This is a genomic window from Paenibacillus sp. FSL M7-1046, from assembly GCF_038007405.1.
Classification (GTDB): domain Bacteria; phylum Bacillota; class Bacilli; order Paenibacillales; family Paenibacillaceae; genus Paenibacillus_AQ.
The window spans coordinates 4739997-4760375 of the sequence record NZ_JBBOXB010000001.1 but is presented as its reverse complement, the minus strand read 5'-3'; the positions used below and the strand labels follow the sequence as shown (position 1 = coordinate 4760375).

The 20379-nt window shown below is 50.8% G+C and carries 24 protein-coding genes; 10 read left to right on the top strand and 14 right to left on the bottom strand.

The window, feature by feature from the left end; translation table 11 throughout:
• Positions 1 to 55: 55 nt before the first annotated feature.
• Entirely contained in the window at positions 56 to 1261 is a 1206-nt protein-coding gene (locus NYE29_RS20975; protein ID WP_340897326.1) for an endonuclease Q family protein, read from the bottom strand.
• Positions 1252 to 1824, bottom strand: a complete 573-nt coding sequence (locus NYE29_RS20970; protein ID WP_076108922.1) for an NUDIX hydrolase — start codon at positions 1822 to 1824, stop codon at positions 1252 to 1254. The genes NYE29_RS20975 and NYE29_RS20970 overlap by 10 nt, the downstream gene beginning before the upstream one ends.
• Positions 1825 to 1900: 76 nt before the next feature.
• On the opposite strand from NYE29_RS20970, the gene NYE29_RS20965 reads away from it, so the two are divergent.
• Positions 1901 to 2074, top strand: a complete 174-nt coding sequence (locus NYE29_RS20965) for a hypothetical protein (protein ID WP_340897325.1) — start codon at positions 1901 to 1903, stop codon at positions 2072 to 2074.
• Positions 2075 to 2578: 504 nt separating this feature from the next.
• On the opposite strand, the gene NYE29_RS20960 is transcribed toward NYE29_RS20965, so the two are convergent.
• Positions 2579 to 3706: a M20/M25/M40 family metallo-hydrolase gene (locus NYE29_RS20960; RefSeq protein ID WP_340897324.1), complete on the bottom strand. Its 1128-nt coding sequence runs from the start codon at positions 3704 to 3706 to the stop codon at positions 2579 to 2581.
• Between the two features lie 95 nt (positions 3707 to 3801).
• Here NYE29_RS20960 and prli42 point away from each other — a divergent pair, with 95 nt between their 5' ends.
• On the top strand, positions 3802 to 3903 hold the full coding sequence (gene prli42, locus NYE29_RS20955) for a stressosome-associated protein Prli42 (protein ID WP_340897323.1): 102 nt from the start codon (positions 3802 to 3804) through the stop codon (positions 3901 to 3903).
• Between the two features lie 79 nt (positions 3904 to 3982).
• On the opposite strand, the gene lipB is transcribed toward prli42, so the two are convergent.
• The 5 genes from lipB to lpdA all read right to left on the bottom strand — a co-directional run bounded on the left by lipB (position 3983) and on the right by lpdA (position 10001).
• Entirely contained in the window at positions 3983 to 4690 is a 708-nt protein-coding gene (lipB, locus tag NYE29_RS20950) for a lipoyl(octanoyl) transferase LipB (RefSeq protein ID WP_340897322.1), read from the bottom strand.
• Positions 4691 to 4743: 53 nt separating this feature from the next.
• The gene (locus NYE29_RS20945) at positions 4744 to 6147 is read right to left on the bottom strand and encodes a dihydrolipoamide acetyltransferase family protein (RefSeq protein WP_076108919.1); all 1404 of its coding nucleotides are present in this window, start codon (positions 6145 to 6147) and stop codon (positions 4744 to 4746) included.
• 159 nt (positions 6148 to 6306) lie between these two features.
• Positions 6307 to 7293, bottom strand: coding sequence for an alpha-ketoacid dehydrogenase subunit beta (locus NYE29_RS20940; RefSeq protein WP_076108918.1), 987 nt, complete (start codon positions 7291 to 7293; stop codon positions 6307 to 6309).
• Positions 7294 to 7296: 3 nt separating this feature from the next.
• Positions 7297 to 8328: a thiamine pyrophosphate-dependent dehydrogenase E1 component subunit alpha gene (locus tag NYE29_RS20935; RefSeq protein WP_076108917.1), complete on the bottom strand. Its 1032-nt coding sequence runs from the start codon at positions 8326 to 8328 to the stop codon at positions 7297 to 7299.
• A gap of 251 nt (positions 8329 to 8579) precedes the next feature.
• A complete protein-coding gene (gene lpdA, locus NYE29_RS20930) occupies positions 8580 to 10001 on the bottom strand; it encodes a dihydrolipoyl dehydrogenase (RefSeq protein ID WP_038594759.1) in 1422 nt (473 codons plus the stop codon).
• Between the two features lie 167 nt (positions 10002 to 10168).
• Here lpdA and NYE29_RS20925 point away from each other — a divergent pair, with 167 nt between their 5' ends.
• From NYE29_RS20925 to NYE29_RS20915, 3 genes are all read left to right on the top strand, one after another.
• Positions 10169 to 10474: a DUF2627 domain-containing protein gene (locus NYE29_RS20925; protein ID WP_340897319.1), complete on the top strand. Its 306-nt coding sequence runs from the start codon at positions 10169 to 10171 to the stop codon at positions 10472 to 10474.
• Between the two features lie 141 nt (positions 10475 to 10615).
• The gene (locus NYE29_RS20920) at positions 10616 to 11335 is read left to right on the top strand and encodes an ABC transporter ATP-binding protein (RefSeq protein ID WP_340897318.1); all 720 of its coding nucleotides are present in this window, start codon (positions 10616 to 10618) and stop codon (positions 11333 to 11335) included.
• Positions 11335 to 12063, top strand: a complete 729-nt coding sequence (locus NYE29_RS20915) for a hypothetical protein (RefSeq protein ID WP_076108914.1) — start codon at positions 11335 to 11337, stop codon at positions 12061 to 12063. The genes NYE29_RS20920 and NYE29_RS20915 overlap by 1 nt, the downstream gene beginning before the upstream one ends.
• 113 nt (positions 12064 to 12176) lie before the next feature.
• Here NYE29_RS20915 and NYE29_RS20910 read toward each other — a convergent pair whose 3' ends face one another.
• From NYE29_RS20910 to NYE29_RS20900, 3 genes are read right to left on the bottom strand one after another with little or no spacing between them, the layout of a single operon-like run.
• Positions 12177 to 14024 carry an ABC transporter ATP-binding protein gene (locus NYE29_RS20910; RefSeq protein WP_340897317.1) on the bottom strand — a complete coding sequence of 616 codons (1848 nt, stop codon included), beginning with the start codon at positions 14022 to 14024 and terminating at the stop codon, positions 12177 to 12179.
• Entirely contained in the window at positions 14005 to 15792 is a 1788-nt protein-coding gene (locus NYE29_RS20905) for an ABC transporter ATP-binding protein (RefSeq protein WP_340897316.1), read from the bottom strand. The genes NYE29_RS20910 and NYE29_RS20905 overlap by 20 nt, the downstream gene beginning before the upstream one ends.
• A gap of 18 nt (positions 15793 to 15810) precedes the next feature.
• A complete protein-coding gene (locus tag NYE29_RS20900) occupies positions 15811 to 16020 on the bottom strand; it encodes a hypothetical protein (protein ID WP_038594769.1) in 210 nt (69 codons plus the stop codon).
• A 221-nt stretch (positions 16021 to 16241) separates the two neighbouring features.
• Between NYE29_RS20900 and NYE29_RS20895 the strand changes: the two genes are divergently transcribed.
• Entirely contained in the window at positions 16242 to 16811 is a 570-nt protein-coding gene (locus NYE29_RS20895; protein WP_076108911.1) for a thymidine kinase, read from the top strand.
• A gap of 51 nt (positions 16812 to 16862) precedes the next feature.
• Here the strand turns inward: NYE29_RS20895 and NYE29_RS20890 are convergent, their stop codons facing one another.
• Both NYE29_RS20890 and NYE29_RS20885 read right to left on the bottom strand, forming a co-directional pair.
• Entirely contained in the window at positions 16863 to 17129 is a 267-nt protein-coding gene (locus NYE29_RS20890) for a hypothetical protein (RefSeq protein ID WP_076108910.1), read from the bottom strand.
• A gap of 51 nt (positions 17130 to 17180) precedes the next feature.
• On the bottom strand, positions 17181 to 17699 hold the full coding sequence (locus NYE29_RS20885; RefSeq protein ID WP_076108909.1) for a DinB family protein: 519 nt from the start codon (positions 17697 to 17699) through the stop codon (positions 17181 to 17183).
• A 137-nt stretch (positions 17700 to 17836) separates the two neighbouring features.
• Between NYE29_RS20885 and NYE29_RS20880 the strand changes: the two genes are divergently transcribed.
• The 4 genes from NYE29_RS20880 (at position 17837) to NYE29_RS20865 (ending at position 19890) form a co-directional block, all read left to right on the top strand.
• Positions 17837 to 18493, top strand: coding sequence for a hypothetical protein (locus tag NYE29_RS20880; protein ID WP_076108908.1), 657 nt, complete (start codon positions 17837 to 17839; stop codon positions 18491 to 18493).
• A 5-nt stretch (positions 18494 to 18498) separates the two neighbouring features.
• Positions 18499 to 19014 (top strand): accessory gene regulator ArgB-like protein, encoded by a 516-nt coding sequence (locus tag NYE29_RS20875; protein ID WP_340897315.1) that lies wholly within the window; start codon positions 18499 to 18501, stop codon positions 19012 to 19014.
• Positions 19015 to 19151: 137 nt separating this feature from the next.
• On the top strand, positions 19152 to 19514 hold the full coding sequence (locus NYE29_RS20870; RefSeq protein WP_076108906.1) for a LytTR family DNA-binding domain-containing protein: 363 nt from the start codon (positions 19152 to 19154) through the stop codon (positions 19512 to 19514).
• A 196-nt stretch (positions 19515 to 19710) separates the two neighbouring features.
• Positions 19711 to 19890, top strand: coding sequence for a sporulation histidine kinase inhibitor Sda (locus NYE29_RS20865; RefSeq protein ID WP_076108905.1), 180 nt, complete (start codon positions 19711 to 19713; stop codon positions 19888 to 19890).
• A 154-nt stretch (positions 19891 to 20044) separates the two neighbouring features.
• Here NYE29_RS20865 and NYE29_RS20860 read toward each other — a convergent pair whose 3' ends face one another.
• Positions 20045 to 20353, bottom strand: coding sequence for a hypothetical protein (locus NYE29_RS20860; protein ID WP_038594912.1), 309 nt, complete (start codon positions 20351 to 20353; stop codon positions 20045 to 20047).
• Positions 20354 to 20379: the final 26 nt, after the last annotated feature.

Here is a 20379-nt window from a genome sequence, read left to right as displayed (position 1 = left end):
GACATCCCGCTCTATGACTTGTCCTTTGGACAGGTCGCTGTTATGCACAGCAATTCTACTTTTTGTTCACCATTACTTTGCCGTACGTCCCTCCGCCACCAGCCGACAGTGCAAGTTCCCCCGTGCGGGCAAGAACAATCTGCGCAGCCAGCTCTGTTCCCGCTACTGCAGCAATCTCCGCCTCGCCGGCACCATGCAGAATGTTCATCTCTGTGCCAAAAGCCCCCAGCAGCGCGTTCATCTTAGCCGGGCCAAGTCCCGGAATAAACTCAAGCGGCACCTGATAATGATACGGCGGACGATGGTCCGGCACGAGGGGCTGCCCGCGGTCGGCGATGGACAGAATCCGGTCAAACACCCCCTGCACCAGCTTGGGACTGCCGCAATAAGGACAGCGTTCCGAAGTGGCATACGCTTCATCAATGATGCTGCCGCATCCGGCGCAATAAGTGCGGTGATACTTGCCCAGGCGCGGGTTCAGTCCAAAATTAGCGCTGACTCTACGGCCTGCCTTACGCTTCAGTGCCAGCTTCAGTTCGCTGAAGGACGGCTTAGCCAGCTCGATGACATTGTATTCACGGCCGATTTTGCCGAGGGAGTGGGCGTCAGAGTTGGTCAGGAAGGTATAGCTGTCCAGCTCAGAAATGTATCCTGCCATCTCTGAATCCGCGCTAAGGCCAAGCTCAACTGCTGCGATGCGCTCCAGGTCAAACAGCTCGGCCATACGCTCTGCAGCACAACCATAAAGACCTTTATGCGGCGTAAAAATATGCGCCGGAATTAGAATACCCCCGCGTCCGCAAATCTCATCCTGCAGTTCCCTGGATGGTGCATACAGCCGCTGGGAACTGAGATTTACGTTGCGCATATGCTTGCTCATCCAGCTGCTGAAATCCGCCATTGTCTCCAGGTCCGGCATAAAGGCTAACACATGGCATTCCTTCCGGCCAGGCTCGCGGATTTCAATCTCTGACCCCAGCAGGATGGTGGTGCCCCTGTAAGCAATACCTCCACCGTCTGCCACTGTCATCTCTCCGGATTCCAGCGAGTGGCGGATATCGCGTTGCACGCCGGGGGAGTGGCTGTCAATAATCCCTATTAGCCCGATCCCCTTGCGCTCTGCGGCCTCCTTGGCGATTCCGGCAAAGGTGAGATTCTTGCTGCCGCTGATTTTGACAGCTTGTCCTTCCGTAGTGCGGCCGATATGAACATGCAGGTCACAGTAGAAGCTGTGCAGCTTGTTTTCCTCTTCTAGTGCCATTGGCCTGTCAGCGTATAGAGATGCCATGCATACACCGCCATCATCGTTTTGGCGTCGGCAATACGGCCGTCCGCAATGTACTGGTAGGCTTCCTCCAGCGTAAGTTCGGAAACCTCCAGGAATTCGTCCTCATCCAGTGCCATATCTCCCGCCTGGGCGTTGTCTGTCACATACAAATGAATAATTTCATCCGCGAATCCGGGCGAGGTATAAAAGGATTTCAGCAGCTTAAGGTCGCCGCTGTGAAAGCCCGTCTCCTCCTGAAGCTCCCGGCCGGCAGCGGCCAAGGGATCTTCGCCCTTATCCAGCTTACCTGCGGGGATCTCCACCTCGGTGCGGTGCATCGGCTGGCGGTATTGCTCCACTACAAGCATCTTACCCTGATTCAGAGCAAGCACAGCTACAGCTCCGGGATGCTTCACGACCTCGCGGGTTGCGGTATTGCCATCCGGCAGCTTAACCGTATCCACCTGCAGGGTAATAATTTTGCCTTCAAAAATCGGCTGTGTAGACAACGTCTCTTCATCCAGTGCGGGATTGCGGTGAGTTTCAACTTTTTTCATAGTTTATGGTCTCCTTTAGCTCAGTTCTGCATAGGGTGTATTATAGCAAACTTAAGGGGAAAGAAGGAATGTAGACATGAATGACATCCTTATCCGTACAAGCTCAACTGCAGTCACAATGGTAGGTACACCGGAGCAGATTAAAGCAGTAATCGCCGGGTGGACCCTGCAGTACAGACGTGATATGCCACTGTCCTACATCCTGCGGCTGAAAGCTGAGTCACGGCTGAGTCCACCTAAAGCGGGGTAACCCGCTTGCAGCATTTTCCCCTTTCCGTTTCTGAATGTATCCGGACCGGAAAGACGTTATTACACCTGGAAAATCCTTTTTCCCGATCATCCGGACCGGAAAGGCGTTATTTCCTCTACAAGGAGGGAAATTGGCTTCAAAACAGAACAATAGTGTCTCTGGAGTCCGTTCCCTTGTCAAAAACCGGCGATTATTAGAAATAACGTCCATGGAGTCCGGCAGCTTCTAGTCCTCATCCTCAAGTCACGGAGAGTTCTCCCCAGCTTCTAGGCCACCTTCTAAGTCACCGAGAGTCCTCCCCATTCGCTTGAAGGAACGTTCCCAACAAATACGTAGATTTAGCTAGACAGCAGCATTTTCCGTAAGGTTCCATTCGGCAAAGCTGTTCCATTAAACGCTACTAATGGTACTGTCCAGGAAAACCATAAGGAGCTGCTCCCGGGAATCGCCCGGAAACAGCTCCTTCACTGCATATACCCAGCCTCAGCTGCTGCACATGATATTTTAACCTTTTACACTTTCCTTAACGATGGCTACAACCAGCTCAGCCGCTTTGACGATGTCCTCGGCTTTGATTCGTTCCTTGGTGGTATGGATATGCTCGTAACCGATGGCCAGATTTACCGTTGGTACCTTTAGACCATTGAACACATTGGCGTCGCTGCCGCCGCCGGACGGGAACAAGCGTGTCTTCAGACCGAGTGAGGTTATGGCGCGGTCCGCAAGTACTACAACCGGATCATGCTCATTAAAGCTGAAGGCCGGATAAATAATCTCACTGCGGAATTCACATTCTGCACCATGCTCACGCACTGTAGTCTCCAATGCTTCGCGCATGGAAGCCACTTGCCGGTCTACCTTCTCCTGCACAATACTGCGCGCTTCAGCATCCAGCTGCACATGGTCGCAGACCACATTCGTTGGTCCGCCGCCTGCGAATTTGCCAATATTGGCCGTAGTCTCATTGTCGATGCGTCCCAGCTTCATCGCCGAGATGGCTTTGCTTGCTACCTGAATGGCGCTGATGCCATCTTCCGGATTCACGCCGGCATGGGCGGATTTGCCGAAGATCTGCATCGTTACTTTAGCCTGGGAAGGCGCAGCAACTGCAATCGCTCCAACCTCGCCGTTGGAATCCAGCGCAAAGCCCATGTCAGCATCCAGCAGTTTGGGGTCCATGGCCCGGGCGCCAAGCAGCCCGGATTCTTCACCGGCTGTAATGACAAACTGAATCTGCCCGTGAGCAACGCCCTGTTCCTGAATGACACGGATCGCTTCGAACAGAGCAGCTAACCCCGCTTTGTCATCCGCCCCGAGAATTGTGCTGCCGTCGCTCGTAATCCAGCCGTCTTCTCCAAGGGTAGGCTTGATGTTCTGTCCGGGAACTACTGTATCCATATGGCAGGTGAACAGCAGCTTGGGAGCTGCTGCTCCGTTATCGGCAGGCCAGGTAACGAACAGATTGCCTGCCCCATGTCCAGTGCGCTCCTGGGAATCGTCCTCGATTGCAGTAAGACCCAAGGCGCTGAATTTTTCTTTTAGCACATCGGCAATTTGCCGTTCGTTTCTTGTTTCACTGTCAATACGGACAAGCTCCATAAATTCCTGAATCAATCGGTCTTGTGATATCATTGGACTTCCCTCTCTTTCACGATTGCGTTACAATAGTGGTACTGCCTTAAATATCTGTACGCTCTTAACTTAAACTAATTCCAAAGGAGTCACTCATGCAACGTCAAAAATGGTTCCGTGTCTTCATTTATGTCATGCTGATCGCCATGGTCGGCTCTACCTTGCTGATGGTCATCGAGCCTTTCCTGGCCGGTTAACAGCAGAAAGTAGAACGTTAATAATAGCGTCCGGGCTCCCCGGGCGCTATTTGACATCCCGGACTACCGTCAAATCGGCCTAAGCATGTGGATTCGCCGGGTTGATTACCTTATACGGAAAGTGCTGCAGGAAATAAGGAATCAGCTCCTCTGATACCTGCTCAGGCTCCATAGGCCGGCCGGTGCATTCCTCCAGCGAAGTTACCCCATATTCCGCAATGCCGCAGGGGATAATCCCCTGAAACCCGCGCCCGCCAATCCCCGCAGAGATGTTGAAAGCAAAGCCGTGGCTGGTAATAAAGCCTCTGCGAGATTTGCTTCTGTTAAACTTGACGCCAATCGCACAAATCTTCTGGTCGCCAACCCAAACGCCGGTATACCCGGGCTTTCGGTCACCCTCTATTCCGCACGAAGCCAAATAATCAATAATTACAGCCTCCAACCGGCGGAGATACCCGTGAAGGTCGACCCTTCCGTCCTCCCCAAGCTTCAGCAGCGGGTAGCCGACAAGCTGGCCCGGCCCGTGATATGTAATGTCCCCCCCGCGGTCGATTTCAAACAGCGCAATTCCTTGCTCCTTGAGCTGTTCACCGCTGAGGAGAAGATGCTCCGGGTGATTCTGAGAACCGATGGTATAGGTGGGCGGATGCTGCAAAAGGATCAGCTGTTCCAGGCCTGTTCCGGCATCAATGGCCTGCACATGTTCCTTTTGCAGCTCCCAGGCCGCACCATATTCCATCAGGGGGTGATATGAAATTTCCAGCTTGCCAGGTTGCGGGTTATTCATAACGTCAGGTCCCCTTTGAATTAGAGTCGCCAGTCACTGAATGTTGCAAAATATTAATACAGCTTGGTATCCGGTGTATAGCTTTCCAGGTTATCCTTTACGCGCTGCAGGAAGCGGCCGCAAATGACTCCATCCAGAATCCGGTGATCCAGAGACAGACAAATATTGGCCATGGAGCGTACGGCGATCATATCGTTGATGACCACAGGCTTCTTCACGATGGATTCAAAGGTCAATATTGCCGCCTGCGGGTAGTTGATAATCGGGTAGGACAGAATAGAACCGAAAGAACCGGTGTTGTTGACGGTAAAGGTACCACCCTGCATATCTTCCAGGCGCAGCTTGCCGTCGCGGGTCTTTTGCGCTAATTCGTCGATCTCCCGGGCAAGTCCGGCGATGTTCTTCTGATCAGCCTTCTTGATTACCGGTGTCATAACGGAATCTTCGGTGCCTACAGCAAGTGTAATATTGATGTCGCGTTTGACAATGATTTTATCAACCGCCCAGACGGAGTTCATAATCGGATAATCCTTGATCGCACTGACTACAGCCTTCATCATAAAAGCTAGGTAAGTCAGGTTTATGCCTTCCTTGCGCTTGAACTCATCTTTAAGCTTATTGCGCAGCACGACGAGATTCGTCACATCCACTTCAATCATTGTCCACGCATGGGGAATCTCCGAGACACTCTGGCGCATTCTCGTGGCGATCGTGTTGCGGATCGGGGTGACGTCGATCAAAAATTCTGAACTGCTGCCCCGGCCGCCTTCCACCTCAATCGTCGGAATACGTGGAGATTCGCTCAGGTGCAGTCCGGAATGGCGAACGGGCTCCTGCACTTCGGTTTGAACAGCCTGCAGTACAGGTTGCTGCGCAGCTTCTTGCGCCTGATGTCCGGCTGCTGAAGCTGCGCCATTGGAGGCATGGACGGCTGCGGCCCCGCCGCTTTCCAGGAACGTCAGCACATCCTTCCGGGTGATACGGCCGCCCATACCGGTTCCCGGCACAGCGGCAAGATTAATACCGTGCTCGGCGGCGAGTGTCTGTACTGCCGGTGAGTAGCGGGAGCGCATTGGAGCGTCAGCTGAACCCCCGGCAGCTGGTACCGGCGGTCTGGCTGCTGCAGGCGCCTGCGGAGCGGAATTAACCTGGCCAGCTCCGGCGGATGGAGCTGCCGGAACCGTTGGAGCTGCGGGGGCAGCCACGGCTACAGCGATACGGGCGATGACTTCGCCAACGTTGACGGTCTGGCCCTCTTCCGCGAGCAGCTCCACCAGCGTTCCTTCCACGGTGGAAGGCAGCTCTGCATTGACTTTATCCGTAATCAAATCGCAGATGGGCTCATATTGATCCACTTGATCGCCCGGCTGCTTCAGCCATTTGCCGATCGTCGCCGATACCAGCGACTCCGCCAGCTGCGGCAGAATCACGTCGATCAGCTTTGTATTGTCAGACATATTGTCACTCCTTAAAGTTTTGTAAGCGATACTTCCTAGAAATGTCTTCGTACAAAACTGATTTCGGAAGCATACGCTTAAAGTTTTGTAAGCAATACTTCCTGAAGCATCTTCGTACAAAATTCACTTCGGAAGCATGTACCCGCAGAATCAGAATGTTTAGTATTGCGCCAGCCGGAGCATCTCCGCTTTCACTTTATCTTTGCTCAGCATGAAGAATTTCTCCATCGGCGGGCTGATCGGCATCGCGGGCACATCAGGGCCGCAGAGCCGGAAGATCGGCGCGTCCAGCTCGAACAGGCAGTGCTCGGCAATAATGGCCGCCACCTCGCCGCCGATTCCGCCTGTCTTGTTGTCCTCATGGACAATCAGCACCTTGCCGGTCTGGCGGGCAGCGGCAATAATGGCTTCACGGTCCAGCGGCTGCAGCGTGCGAAGATCCAGTATGTGTGCGGTTATGCCTTCCTCGCGCTCCAGCTCCTCCGCAGCCTGCATCGCAAAATGCAGCGGCAGGCTGTATCCGATCACCGTAATATCGCTGCCTGCGCGCAGCAGGTTCGCCTCTCCGATCGGCACGGTATAATCATCTTCCGGCACATCTTCCTTAATCAGCTTGTAGCATTTCTTGTTCTCGAAGAATAAGACCGGATCCGGGTCACGGACCGCTGCCTTCAGCAGACCTTTGGCGTCATAAGCCGAATAAGGCGCTACAATCTTCAGTCCCGGTGTACCGAAGAAAATTGATTCGGGACACTGGGAATGATACAGCCCGCCAAATATACCGCCGCCGATAGGCGCGCGGATAACGACCGGGCAGTTCCAGTCGTTATTGGAGCGGTAACGGATTTTGGCCGCTTCGCTAATAATCTGATTGGTTGCCGGAAGCATGAAATCCGAATATTGCATTTCGGCAATAGGCTTCATGCCATACATGGCCGCTCCGATGGCCACTCCGGCAATCGCCGACTCCGCCAGCGGGGTATCCATCACGCGTTCTTCCCCGAACTGCTCCTGCAGCCCTTTGGTAGTGGTGAACACACCGCCCTTTACGCCAACATCCTCGCCTAGCACGAACACGGATTCATCGCGTTCCATTTCTTCCTTCATCGCCAGCCGGATCGCATCGATATATTCCATCATTGCCATGAATTATGCTCCTCCTTTGAGGTCTGATTCACTGTATACATGCAGCAGCGTATCTTCCGGTTTCGGGAAAGGTGCATTGTCAGCATATTCAATAGCCTCTTTCAGTTCAAGATTGTACTGTGCAGTCAGATCGCGTTCCTGTTCGTCACTCCACAGGCCCAGCTCTATCAGATAGTTGCGGAAGGCGGCGACGCCGTCCTTTTTCCAGTTCTCGTCAACCTCTTCCTTGGTCCGGTAAGCCAGATCGTTGTCCGAGGTGGAATGCGGTGACAGGCGGTACATCATCGCTTCGATCAGCGTTGGTCCTTCTCCTCTAAGAGCTCTCTCCCGCGCTTCCTTAACGACTCGGTACACTTCAAGCGGATCATTGCCGTCTACCTGGATGCCCGGGAAGCCGTAGCCCAGCGCACGGTCACTGACTTTGCCGGCGAGCTGCTTATGGGCAGGGATGGAGATGGCGTACTGGTTGTTCTGGCAAAAAATAATGACCGGCAGCTTGTTCACACCGGCAAAATTGCACGCTTCATGAAAATCCCCCTGGTTGCTGGAGCCTTCACCGAACGTAACAAAAGAAACAAACTTTTTCTTCTGCATCTTGGCCGCAAGCGCGAAACCTACCGCATGCGGTACTTGTGTAGTCACCGGACTTGAGCCGGTTACGATGCGCAGACGTTTGCTTCCAAAGTGGCCCGGCATCTGCCGTCCACCGCTGTTGGGATCCTCAGCCTTGGCGAACACGGAGAGCATCAGCTCGCGCATGGTCATGCCCACGGTAAGCACAAAGGCATAATCGCGGTAATACGGAAGGAAATAATCGTTCTGCCGGTCCAGTGCAAAAGCCGCCGCAACCTGAGCTGCCTCCTGGCCGATACCGGAAACATGGAAGTTAATCTTCCCGGCGCGCTGCAGCAGCAGACTGCGCTCATCGTACTTCCGTCCCATCTGCATATATTTGTACATATCGATGACCTGGCCGTCGCTGAGTCCAAGCTCCTGATGTCTGTTGACTGTTCCTACAGTACCTTGAGATTCCATATGAGAGGTACCTCCTAAATGTTTTGTGAGCCTAATCCCACTAAATTGGTTTCGTACAAACTTGGATTAGATGCTTAAAATTATAACAACCTGTGCCTGATCTTATAACCTGGTACTAAGACTTGACTTGAGTTCATTATAATCCCTTTTTGTACAAAAAGAAAAGAGAGGAAAAGCCGGAATAGAGCTATTTCGGCGCATAACGCTTCTCCAGCTCTATCCGGCATTCTCTTGGGGACTTTTCTCGTATACTAAAAACCGATTGATTTGCCATCTACCGCCAGCATGGCTTCTCCAATAATCTCGGAAAGGGTCGGATGGGCGTGGATGGCTTCGCCGATCTCCCAAGGGGTAGCGTCCAGCAGCTGCGCCAGCGCCGCTTCGCCGATGAGATCGGTCACATGCGGTCCGATCATTTGAACACCGAGAATATCTCCGCTGCTGCGGTCGGCAACGACTTTGACAAAACCGTCCTTCATCCCGTAGACGATAGCTTTGCCGATAGCCGAGAATGGAAATTTCCCTGTCACGACATCATGGCCGAGATTCTTGGCCTCTTTCTCCGTATATCCGACACTGGCCACTTCCGGCCGTGTGTAGACACAGCGGGGAACCTGATGGATATGATAGGGATAGAGCTTCTCACCTGCCAGATGGTTCACCGCGCGAATACCTTCATGGCTGGCGGCATGGGCCAGCTGCAGACCGCCGATGCAGTCGCCGATACCGTAGATATGCGGCTCATTTGTCTGCATGTTAGCATTAACCTCAATCACACCTTTATCGAAGTGGATATCGGTATTTTCCAATCCAATATTTTCGATATTGGCTACTCTGCCGACAGACACCAGCAGCTTCTCTGCGGACAAGCTCTGGCTCTGTTCCCCCTTGCGGGCTTCAATGGTTACGCCGTCCTCCGTTACCACACAAGTCTCAGCATCCACAGTTGTCCCCGTTAGAACTTTGACCCCGCGTTTTTTGAGCAGACGCAGCAGCTCCCGGGCAATTTCCTCGTCTTCCAGCGGCAGCAGCTGGCCAGCGGCCTCGACCACAGTCACCTGTACACCGAAATCAACCAGCATTGAAGCCCACTCCACACCGATTACTCCGCCGCCCACAATAATGATCGAAGACGGCAGTTCTTCAAGCGTCAGCGCTTCTTCACTGCTCAGAATAACCTTGCCATCCGGTTTAAGTCCCGGCAGCACGCGGGGGCGTGAGCCTGTAGCGACAATAAGATTGGATGAGACCACAGTCTCCATCTCGCCATTCTCCAGTTCCACCGCCACAGCACCGCTGCGCGGGGAGAAAATCGAAGGCCCGATGATCCGGCCTTTCCCTTTGAGGACCTGGATTTTATTCTTGCGCATCAAAAATTGCACACCCTCATGCAGCTGTTCCACCACAGCTTCCTTGCGGCGCTGCACCTTCGGGAATACCAGCTGCACACCTGTTGTTTCGATGCCATAACTTTCGCTCTCATTTATCTCAGCATAGACTTCTGCGCTGCGCAGCAGCGACTTGCTTGGAATACAGCCGCGGTGCAGGCAGGTGCCGCCCAGTTTGTCCATTTCGATGACGACAACCGACTTTCCCAGCTGGGCCGCGCGGATCGCCGCCACATAACCTCCGGTTCCACCGCCCAGTATCGCCACGTCACAGGATATTGTCATGATATGTATCCTCCAGTCATTACTTATAAGTTCTGCATAACCTATTACATTGTACTCTCTTTTATGCCCATTACAAACTTATAATCGTCATGTATTCATGGACTTTTTCCTGGTGAAGCGTTATCATATGGGAGAATCCAAAGGGCTGCGAAGGAGATGGAACCCTCATGAAACTGCTGATTTCACGCTTCATTGCCATCCTTATTCTGGTTATTCCCGGCCTGCTGGCCATGACGGGCTTCCTGATGATGAAAGATGATATTTTCAACTATATCTCCATGCATGGCGACGATGCTGTGACACCGGATTTTGCCTGGCTGCATTTTGGCGGGGGGCTGCTGCTCTTCTTGGCCGGGATGAGCTTTCTCGGAGGCTGGATTCTGACGCGTGACCGTAAAAAGAACTATGTCGGCCCGCGGTTCAGAGAGAAGCAAAAAATCCAGCAGCCGCCTACTACGAAAAGTAATCCTTAACTTTAAATAACTTAGATCACTTAACCAGGCATTTCCGAAGACAATCGGAGATGCCTTTTTCTTTTTTTTTGATTCTATGAATCTCATAGGAAATAAGGTATATTTTCCCTGTAACTTATTTCAATCAGGGAGTGGTATGTCTTGCTGCATCAACAACAGGCCCCGGCACTGGACAGCAATGCGATTATCGTATCCGGCGCAGGCAAAACATTAAATCAGACAAAGATCATCCGCAGCGTTTCTTTCGCTGTGCCTCATAACAGCATTTTCGCCATCATCGGCCCGAACGGAGCGGGCAAAACAACCCTGCTGCGTCTCATCATGGGTCTCTTGACTCTGGATGAAGGAACGATTACTTATTCCAGTGATCCGCGGCAAATCTCGGTATTGCTGGAGAATGATTACTTATTCGAGACCAAAACCGGGCGTGAAAACATCCGTGATTTCTGCATCTATTTGGACGTAAGTCCGGCGTTGGCTTCTACGATGATCGAACGATACGCTGCTCTTCTGCAGCTCGAAACCGCACTTGATAATAAAGTGGCTACCTATTCCAAAGGCATGAAACGAAAGCTGTCGCTGCTGATTACACTGCTGAAGGATTCCCCCATTCTGCTGCTGGACGAGCCTACCTCCGGTGTCGATCCCGAATCAAGACTGGTCATGCGCAGTGTCCTGCGCGGTTTGAAGGATGAAGGCAAAACACTTATCCTTACCTCTCACGATCTGGCGGAGGTTCAAAAAATCAGCGATTGGATCACCATCCTGATCGGCGGTTCCATTGTTGATATTATCCATAATCAAGAATTTTGCGGTGATTTGGAGCAACGGTTCTTCACTGTACTTAAGGAGGCTAGATAATGAGGCTGCATCCGGTGAACAAATTGAATATCAAGGATGTCCTGAGAACCCCCTCGTATATTGCCATGCTCCTGATCGTGATGATCTTGCCGTTTAACTCCCTGCTGCAAATTCTGAGAACCAGCACCGGCCCGATGGCATTTATCCCGGTCTATATTTACCTTGTTCTCAACATCTCGATCTATCTCTTTCTTAATATGATTGCCCTCAGTCTGATAGTTATTTCCGAAAAAACCTCGGGGCGCTGCGAATATTATCTTGCCAACAAGGTCGATATCCGCCAGCTAACCTCTTTATACAGCCGCTCCGCCTTTGTGCTAAGCATTGCTCCTATCCTGCTTTTTAATGCCCTCGTGTTCGGATATGCCCTGGCTGCCCGGGAAGCGGTGCTTCTCCATCTGTTCCGGAATGTTGCTTTTGTGATGTTTGCTGCGGCTTATCTCCTGTTTACCTATGCCGCCACCGGAACATTGACGCTGATCTCCATGCTCTCCAAGTCCCCCGAGCGGGTAAGAACTTTCCTTTCGGTCAGTGCCGTGCTGTTTGTGTTTGCCGCCTCACTGCCCGGCACATTTATCCGCAAGCTCGGGATTACACCGGATGGTAACGCCATCCTTTGGATTACCGGCTGCATGCTGCTTCTCCTGGCTGCACTCTGCACCGCTGTGCGCTCTTCTCTAAACGGGAAGCTGAGCAATGAGAGCATTATATTATCCTACAAACAGTAGCTCCATTTTTCGGGAAAGGCCAAAAAAGCAGCAAGCCCGCCCCAGTCCCACTGCCTGCCGGGATGGCGTATCTTGCTGCTTCTCGTTAGCCGTTCTGATTCTGGACTGTCCCCTTACATCGCTGCCTCATCCTTGGCACCCCGAACCAGTTCGCTGTACAATCCGCCTTGCTGCAGCAGTTCGTCATGCGTGCCCTGCTGCAGCAAACGTCCGCCCTGCAATACCAGGATACGGTCCGCCGCGCGGATGGTGCCCAGTCTGTGGGCGATCACGAAGCTGGTCCGGCCTTTCATCAGCGCCTGCAGCCCTTCCTGAATCTTGATTTCAGTCACCGTATCAATGCTGCTGGTCGCCTCATCCAGCACCAGCATGGAAGGATTGGCGAGAATCGCTCTTGCGATCGCCAGCAGCTGCTTCTGCCCCTGGCTGATCCCGCTACCGTCCACGGAGAGCATCCGCTCGTAGCCGCCGCGCATCCGCATGATGAAGGAATGGGCATTCGCCAGCTTCGCCGCCTGCTCCACTTCCTCGTCCGTGGCGTCCAGCCTGCCGTAGCGGATATTGTCGCGGATTGTGCCTTTGAACAAGAAGGAATCCTGCAGCACAAAAGCCATCTGGCTGCGCAAACTTTCCCTGCGGATGGACGAAAGAACCATGCCGTCCAGCGTAATGCTTCCTTTGCTCGGATCGTAGAACCGCGACAAGAGGCCTATCAGTGTTGTCTTGCCAGCCCCTGTAGGCCCGACGAGGGCGATCATCTCGCCCGGCTTCGCTTCAAAGCTGATATTCTGCAATGTGTCGGCACCGCCGTCATAAGAGAAAGAGACGTCCTTGAACGTCACCGCCCCCTCTACCTGATCCAGCGATACCGCCGCGCCTTCATCCTTGGCTTCAGTCTCTTCGTCCATAACCTCAAACACCCGCTCCGCCCCGGCAATCGCCGACAGCAGTGTGTTCCACTGATTCGCCAGATCATTAAGCGGCCGTGTAAATTGACGTGTATACTCCACAAAGGCGATGATTACACCGACAGTGACCAGGCCGCGGATCGCCAGCAGGCCCCCGACACCGGCAACGATGGCAAAGCTCAGATTGTTCAGCCCATTCATCAGCTTGGGAATGAAGCCGGAAATGGACTGCGCCCAATACCCGGACAGCATAATCCGCGTATTACGTTCACGGAAACCGGAAATGACCCGTTCCTCCTGCGAGAACGCCTTGATAATCCGCTGTCCCGACAATGTTTCTTCTATATAGCCGTTGAGCTCGCCCATGCTGCGCTGCCGCTCCTTGAACAGCGGCCCGGTACGCCGCGTAATCCAGCGCATCCCCAGCGTAAGCAGCGGCACTACAATAAACGTCAGGAGCGTAAGCAGCGGACTGAGCCATAGCATAACACCCACGGTGCCCAGCAGCGTGAGGACACTGGAGAAAATCTGGATCGCCGAGCTGTTCAGGGTGGAGCTGATATTCTCGATGTCATTGGTCAGGCGGCTCATAATTTCGCCCTGCTGCCTGCGGTTGAAGAAGGAAATCGACAAACGGTGCAGGTGCGCGAACAAATCGGTGCGTATCCGGTAGATTGTCTCCTGGGCAATTTCGATCATCCAAATATTTTGCAGCCAGGAAGTTAATGAATTGAGCACATATACAAGTGCAAGGGTAATGAGGAAGGTCCCCCAGGTTCTGCCCCCCGATCCCTCTAAGTAATGATCGACCGCCCGGCTGATCAGATAAGGTCCAAGCAGCGCCAGACCGGAGCTGAACAGCACCATCAGAAGCACGAGGAACAGCTTGGCTTTGCGCTCGGCAAGATAACTCCAGATCCGTTTCAGCGTAGCCGACCAATTTTTCGCTTTCGCTTGGGGCTTTCGGCTCGAGGCCGCCCCGAAGCTTCTACCCTCTCCAAGTCCCAGATCCAGCTTCGGATGCTTGAAAGGTTCAATTAATGCTTTGAACATGATGCACCGCCTCCTTGCCCTGGGATTCATAAATTTTCCGGTAGAGGGAAGAGCCGGTCATAAGCTCTCCATGGGTACCTTTGGCGATTAACCGGCCTTCATCCAGCAGCAGGATCAGGTCTGCCGATACCGTGGAGCTGATCTTCTGGGTAATAAGAATGGTTGTGCAGGACATATGCTTCAGTTCCTCCAGCAAAAGACCTTCCGTTACTGCATCTAGCGCACTGGTGCTGTCATCCAGAATGAGTATCGCCGGCTTTCGCGCAAGCGCCCGGGCGATAGTCAGCCGCTGCTTTTGCCCGCCGGACAGATTGACCCCCCGCTGCCCCAGCTTGGTGTCATAGCCTTGAGGAAGACCTGTCACCGTTTCATGGATTTGCGCCGCAGCAGCTGCCCGCTCGATCTCTTCCCGGGTTGCGTGTTCATTCCCCCAGGCAATATTGTCACGTACCGAGCCGGTGAAGAGCAGTACCTCCTGTGGCACATAACCTATCGCTCCCCTCAGCTTGGCAATGTCCAGCTCCGAGCTGTCCACACCGTCAATTGAGATCACCCCATGGTTCTGTTCATATAACCGGGGAATCAGTCCAACCAGTGAGGATTTCCCGGAGCCGGTAGCCCCCATAATCGCCACGCGTTCTCCAGGTTTCACCTTAAAGGAGATCTCTTCCAGCACTGCGATCTCGCTACCCGGATAACTGAAGCTGACATTCTCAAATTCAACCTCACCCTGTATAGCATCCGGTCCGGTATAGTCACTGATTCCAGAAACGCCACGTTTACGCTCATTGGCCTGTTCGGCTTGCTCCGCAGTTACGTCCGTAGCTGCATCTGCCGACATCACTTCCGCCACCCGCTGCGAAGAAGCTATTGCACGGGAGAACGTCGCCATGATCGAGGACAAGGCTGACATAGCACCTATCGTGCGCAACGAGTAGTTAATAACGGCCACGGTCTGTCCCAGGGTTGCTTCCCCTGCAGAAATCTCAATCCTTCCAAACCATAAAACCGCCATAATCCCCGCGTTGACGATCAGCATAATCAGCGGAGCAGTTGTTTCCGTCAATCGGAGTGCAGCTACAGTCGACTTCATCAGCTCTCCACTGAATGAAGCGAACCGGCCAATCTCATGGCCCATACGTACAAACACACGAATTAAACGGATGCCGGTCAGATTCTCCTGAATAACGCCGTTTACCCCATCAAGCCGGACTTGCACGCTGCGAAACAAATCTGATGACCTGCGTATCACCCACGCCAGGAACAGAATCAGCACCGGCAATGTCACCGTCAGCAGCAGCCCCAGCTTCACATGCACGACCAAAGCCATGATCACACTGCCCAAGACAACAAGCGGCACCCGGGTCATAAACCGCAGCCCCATAAATATTGTATCCTGCAGTTGGGTCACATCTCCGGTAAGACGCGTAATCAGCGACGAGGTCGGAAAACGGCTGAACACTTCATAGGTGAAGGACTGCACCTTCTCATACAGCTTGTCCCTGAGATCAAAAGCAAATCCCTGACTGGCATGGGACGCAAAAAAAGAGCTGAGCACACCCGCCGCAAACGCTATAATCGCGCTTACTGCAAGTACACCGCCCCACAGCCAGACTACTGAATTATCCTTCTCCCTGATCCCATTATCGATAATTTTGGAGATCAGCAAAGGCTGCGAAAGTTCCACCGAAAGCTCGATAAGCATCATTACCAGGGCGGCGATCGCCGCCACCCGGTATCTTTTGAGATAAGAAAAAATTAAGTTCATCGACGTTACCCCATTTGTTTATTCGTAGAGCGCATCCCGCAGGCGGGTGGACATAGCAGAGCCCTGTCCCGTCTTGAGTATCACCCGCCGCAGCGCCTTGTTGCTCCGGTTCATTTCTGCTAATTCATCAAGCATTTCCGTCAATAAACTTTGCGTTTCCGGGGACAGTTCCCCGCTCTCCTGAAGTGCTGCCATTCTCTCTTTATAATGCTCCATTTTCTCCGTCAACTGCCAAACTTCCTTTCTGTCAAGGCTTCTCCTGTGGAAGTCCATAATTGCGTATATTATAACATATCACCAGGGAAGCACACTTTAAAGCGGTTGCTGAAATTTAAAAACACGATAGCAATGATTTCACTGGCAAGTTCAGCCACGAGTATGATACTCTAATAAAGTCGCATTTTTCGGTACACTATTACACAGGTTGAAGAACGAAAGGATAGATGGACGTGGCACAGTTGTTTTTCAAGTATGGAGCAATGAACAGCGGCAAATCCATTGAGATTCTCAAGGTAGCCCATAATTACGAGGAGCAGGGCAAGTCGGTGCTCATCTTCACTCCATCCCTGGACGATCGGGACGAGGTCGGGTATATTTCCTCCCGCATCGGACTGCGCAAGCAGGCCATAGCTATCGATGAGAACACAGATATATACAGCATAGTCAGCAGCAATCTGCCGAAGCCCCACTGCGTGCTGATCGACGAATGCCAGTTTCTGACCAAGGACTGCATTCTCCAGCTTGTGCGTATTGTGGATGAGCTGAACATACCGGTAATGGCTTTTGGACTAAAAAATGATTTTCAGAACAACTTATTCGAAGGCAGTAAATATATGCTGATCTACGCGGATAAAATTGAAGAAATGAAGACGATCTGCTGGTTCTGTGAACGGAAAGCCACAATGGCGCTGCGTGTAGAGAACGGCCAACCCGTATACAGCGGCAAGCAAATCCAGATCGGCGGCAATGAAGCTTATTATCCGGTCTGCCGCAAATGCCACAAGAATCCGCCCTTGTAAATATAAAAGCATTCCAGCCTCTTCATAAAGAGCCGGAATGCTTTTTTTGGTTTAGACCGAAGACGATTGTATCTCCTTCAGCGCTCTATGTTCGTCTTCCCTGCTCACAAACAGCTCATGCTGCGCTGCCACGTTCCCTCCATAATTTGCGCGGTTGGTTGCAGCCCGCATGCCTCCATTAATCTTGGAACGGTGGCGGATGCCCGCTGCGGTAAGACGGCTCTTCACCCTGAAATACTGGGCCTGATCAAATGTAGTGAAGAGCAGTGTTCTCTCCCGTGGAACAAAGAAATGCAAGATGCCCGTTAAAAAGCTCATTTGCGTCCTCCTCCTGTCCCCATCCCTCACTGCCATCAACTGCAGCCGCAACTAATTCAAGTAACGCTCGTTCAACACATTCAAATGATGAAGTTCATGTCCGATAATGAGGCAGGCCTGTGCTCTGACCGACATTGCTGTCGAATGGAACATTCCTCTACGGGTCCAGGCGTCTTCCGGCAGACTGTCCAGCAGGGCCAGCGTAGACTCGCGGACCAGTTTGTACTGGCTGACCAGTTCCTGAAGAGTGAAGCGGTCAAAATCACCTGCGGCCACATAATCATTTTCCTCGTAACCGGGCAGCGGCGCTTGTTCTCCTCTGGCAAAACAAAGCAAGCGGTAAGACATAATCCGGTCATTGTCGGTCAGGTGGCCAATCATCTGCTTAATGCTCCACTTCTCCGGTGCATAACGATAGTTCCCCTGCTCTTCGCTTAAGGCTCCCAGCAAATCAAAAAAGCTTCCGGATTGCTCCCTCAGAATGGCTGCCAAATCTCCCTCAGCTGGCACTAGAGCGATATATCGCTCCTGAACCTCAAGATACTCATTTTTTTCCAGACGCTGATTCATCAAATAACGCCTCTTTTCCAACAATATTAAGAAAAATTTGGTGAAAAGAACAAAATCTTATTGTTGTATTTTAGTTCATTAGGTATAATATTTGCAAGATTAAAGGTTGAGTTAATCTGACCTTCGGGAGTGTCGGTATGCTGGATTCTGTACTTTTTATTGTGTTTTCGGTACTCGAAAGTACCGCATTATTTTATCTGGCATTTAAGATATTCAAGATTGATCTTTATCCGAAAGAGATAGTTTTTGCTGGTTTGATTATGGCTTTCTTCTCTTATGTCATTCGAGTGAATAACGGTTTTGCAGGGATTGATGTATTTACCCAATACCTGCTTGTTTTTCTCTTTTTATGGCTGCTATTTCGAATTCATGTTTTTTACGCAGCTATTATGACAGGTATGTCCTACCAGCTCTACATGCTTATCCAATCTATACTATATTTGTTAATGAGCACTTCAGGAATTACAGATTTTAAACTTCACTCAATATCGATAGGAGTATATTTAATGCAGACGCTATCTGCCTTGACAGCATTCTCTATCGGACACTATATTGGGAGGAAAAGGAAAGGCTTTGATTTTGTTCCGGACAAGCCCGAAGAGAGAATCGTTTTAGGACATCAGGAAAAAGTCCTCTTTACATTAAGTCTACCTTCTATTCTTATTGTTTATTTAATGATTTATGTTTCTGAGAATTCCTTTCAGTTATTTATTCTCATTCCTCTCGCTTACGCTGTGCTTTTGTTCGGATATTTAAATTTTTCGATCAAGAAGAACCGTGGTGATGAATTTTGAACAGTTTGGCTATTAAAATTTCAGCCGCAATAAAGCGGGCCAATCCAGAGGAAACTTGTTCTGAAGAAATAATGCAGTATGCCTTGAATATTATTTTAAACACTCTTCTAACCATCACAGCTTCCCTTGTCATTGGCGGGTTGTTAAATAATTTCACTGAAACCTTGATTTTTTATATATGTTTTAGCATACTGCGCATATGTTCAGGCGGTTTTCATTTACGGACGGCGACTGCCTGCAATATTGTTACTACATTAATTTGTGTTCTCACCCCATTTCTTTTGAATTTCACTGGATCTTCACTTTGGATAATAAATGCTTTTAGTTTAATCATTATGTTTTTATTTGCCCCAAACCCGGATAAAAATGCCCAAATTCCGCTCAGATGGTTTCCCGGTCTGAAGATGGCTTCTATAGCACTTGTTGGTTTTAATTTTATTATTGGTTCGTCTGTCATCGGACTGGCTTTTCTGATTCAGTCCTTAACAGTAATTCCATGGAAAGGAAGGTTGAAGTTATGAAGTCATACATTGCGAAACAAGCATCCTCAGCTCTTGAGGCTTCCGCACGATTCTTTGTCTCTGTTATGAAAATTGGTTTACACAGCCCTGAAGCACCAAAAGAATTGCGGAAGTAATTAAACAAGGATGGGGAAAACATGCGTGTCTTACAAAACGACGGCTCCTCCCTGGACATCCAGGAAGAAGAGATATTGTATTTTTCCAGCTACAAAAATGCAATATTCGTCCATACGAAAGAAGGCGAATTTGTTCTCCCCACTACTCTTTCCGATCTATGGGTTGCTTATAAGGGTAAAGGATTTGAGCGTCTTGACCGCAGCAATGTCGTGAGTCTCAGCAATGTGGACAGTTATGATGCGGAGCGGAAGATCGTACTTTTTAATCAAGGAGAACAATTTGCCACTGTATCTGAGTCCAATGAAGCCCGCCTCAAAAAACATTTGGCAGGACGCAAGAAAGATTCCTCGCAAGAGAACAAAGACAGCATCAATAAGCAGTGATCCCGGTGCACATTAGCACTGGGATCGTTGCTTTTATTCAACATTCTTCGACCCAATCCTTCATTTTCCCATATCATTCATTTTTTGTAAAGGGGAATTCACCCTGCGAATACCAGGAGACGGATTTCTTTCCAAATGGTACCATTTAGATATTACTATAATTTAAGTCATTCTAAATAACCGATGGAGGAATCTAATGGATTATTACTTTCATCCTTCTCCGCGCCCCTCATCCCTTGAAATGTTATCTGACGAACAGTTATTGAACATCTATGAATTGGCGGTGGAGGCGAAGGCTTCGCCTGATTTTATTGAAATTATTAAAAATGTATTGACCGGGAGAAAATTAATGGGCTCAGAGCACCTGGATGCTTGATGCTGCTATAATCTCAGCATATTCTTACATAGTTCCTGCTTTTTGGAATAGAGCTTGCCCGATAAACAGCAAAGAAGCCATCCTCACTTTAATGTGCAGGATGGCTTCTTTTATTGGAATGATTAATGATTAGATAAAGGAGAGTACTTCTGGACTACTCGATGAATTCTGTCTTGAAGACGTTGTCGAGCTTTCCGCCCAGTCTTTTTTTGAGAGGTACCTTGATATCCCGGCCCAGTTCTTTGAAGAAGGTTTCGATATCACACTTCACATTCTGTGCCATGGCGATTATGGTTCCGTCCCCCACGATATTCTGGTTCACTTCGAGAGGCACGTCCACTTCGATATCATATTTCTTGGTCAATGTTTTGATGTATCTCGCAAAGATCTCCAGCAGCTCTTCGTTGTTGAAATTTTCGATTGCCGCTTTTCCCTTGCTGGTAAATTTCATGTTAACTCTCATTTGAGATATCCCCTTTTCTGTGTAAC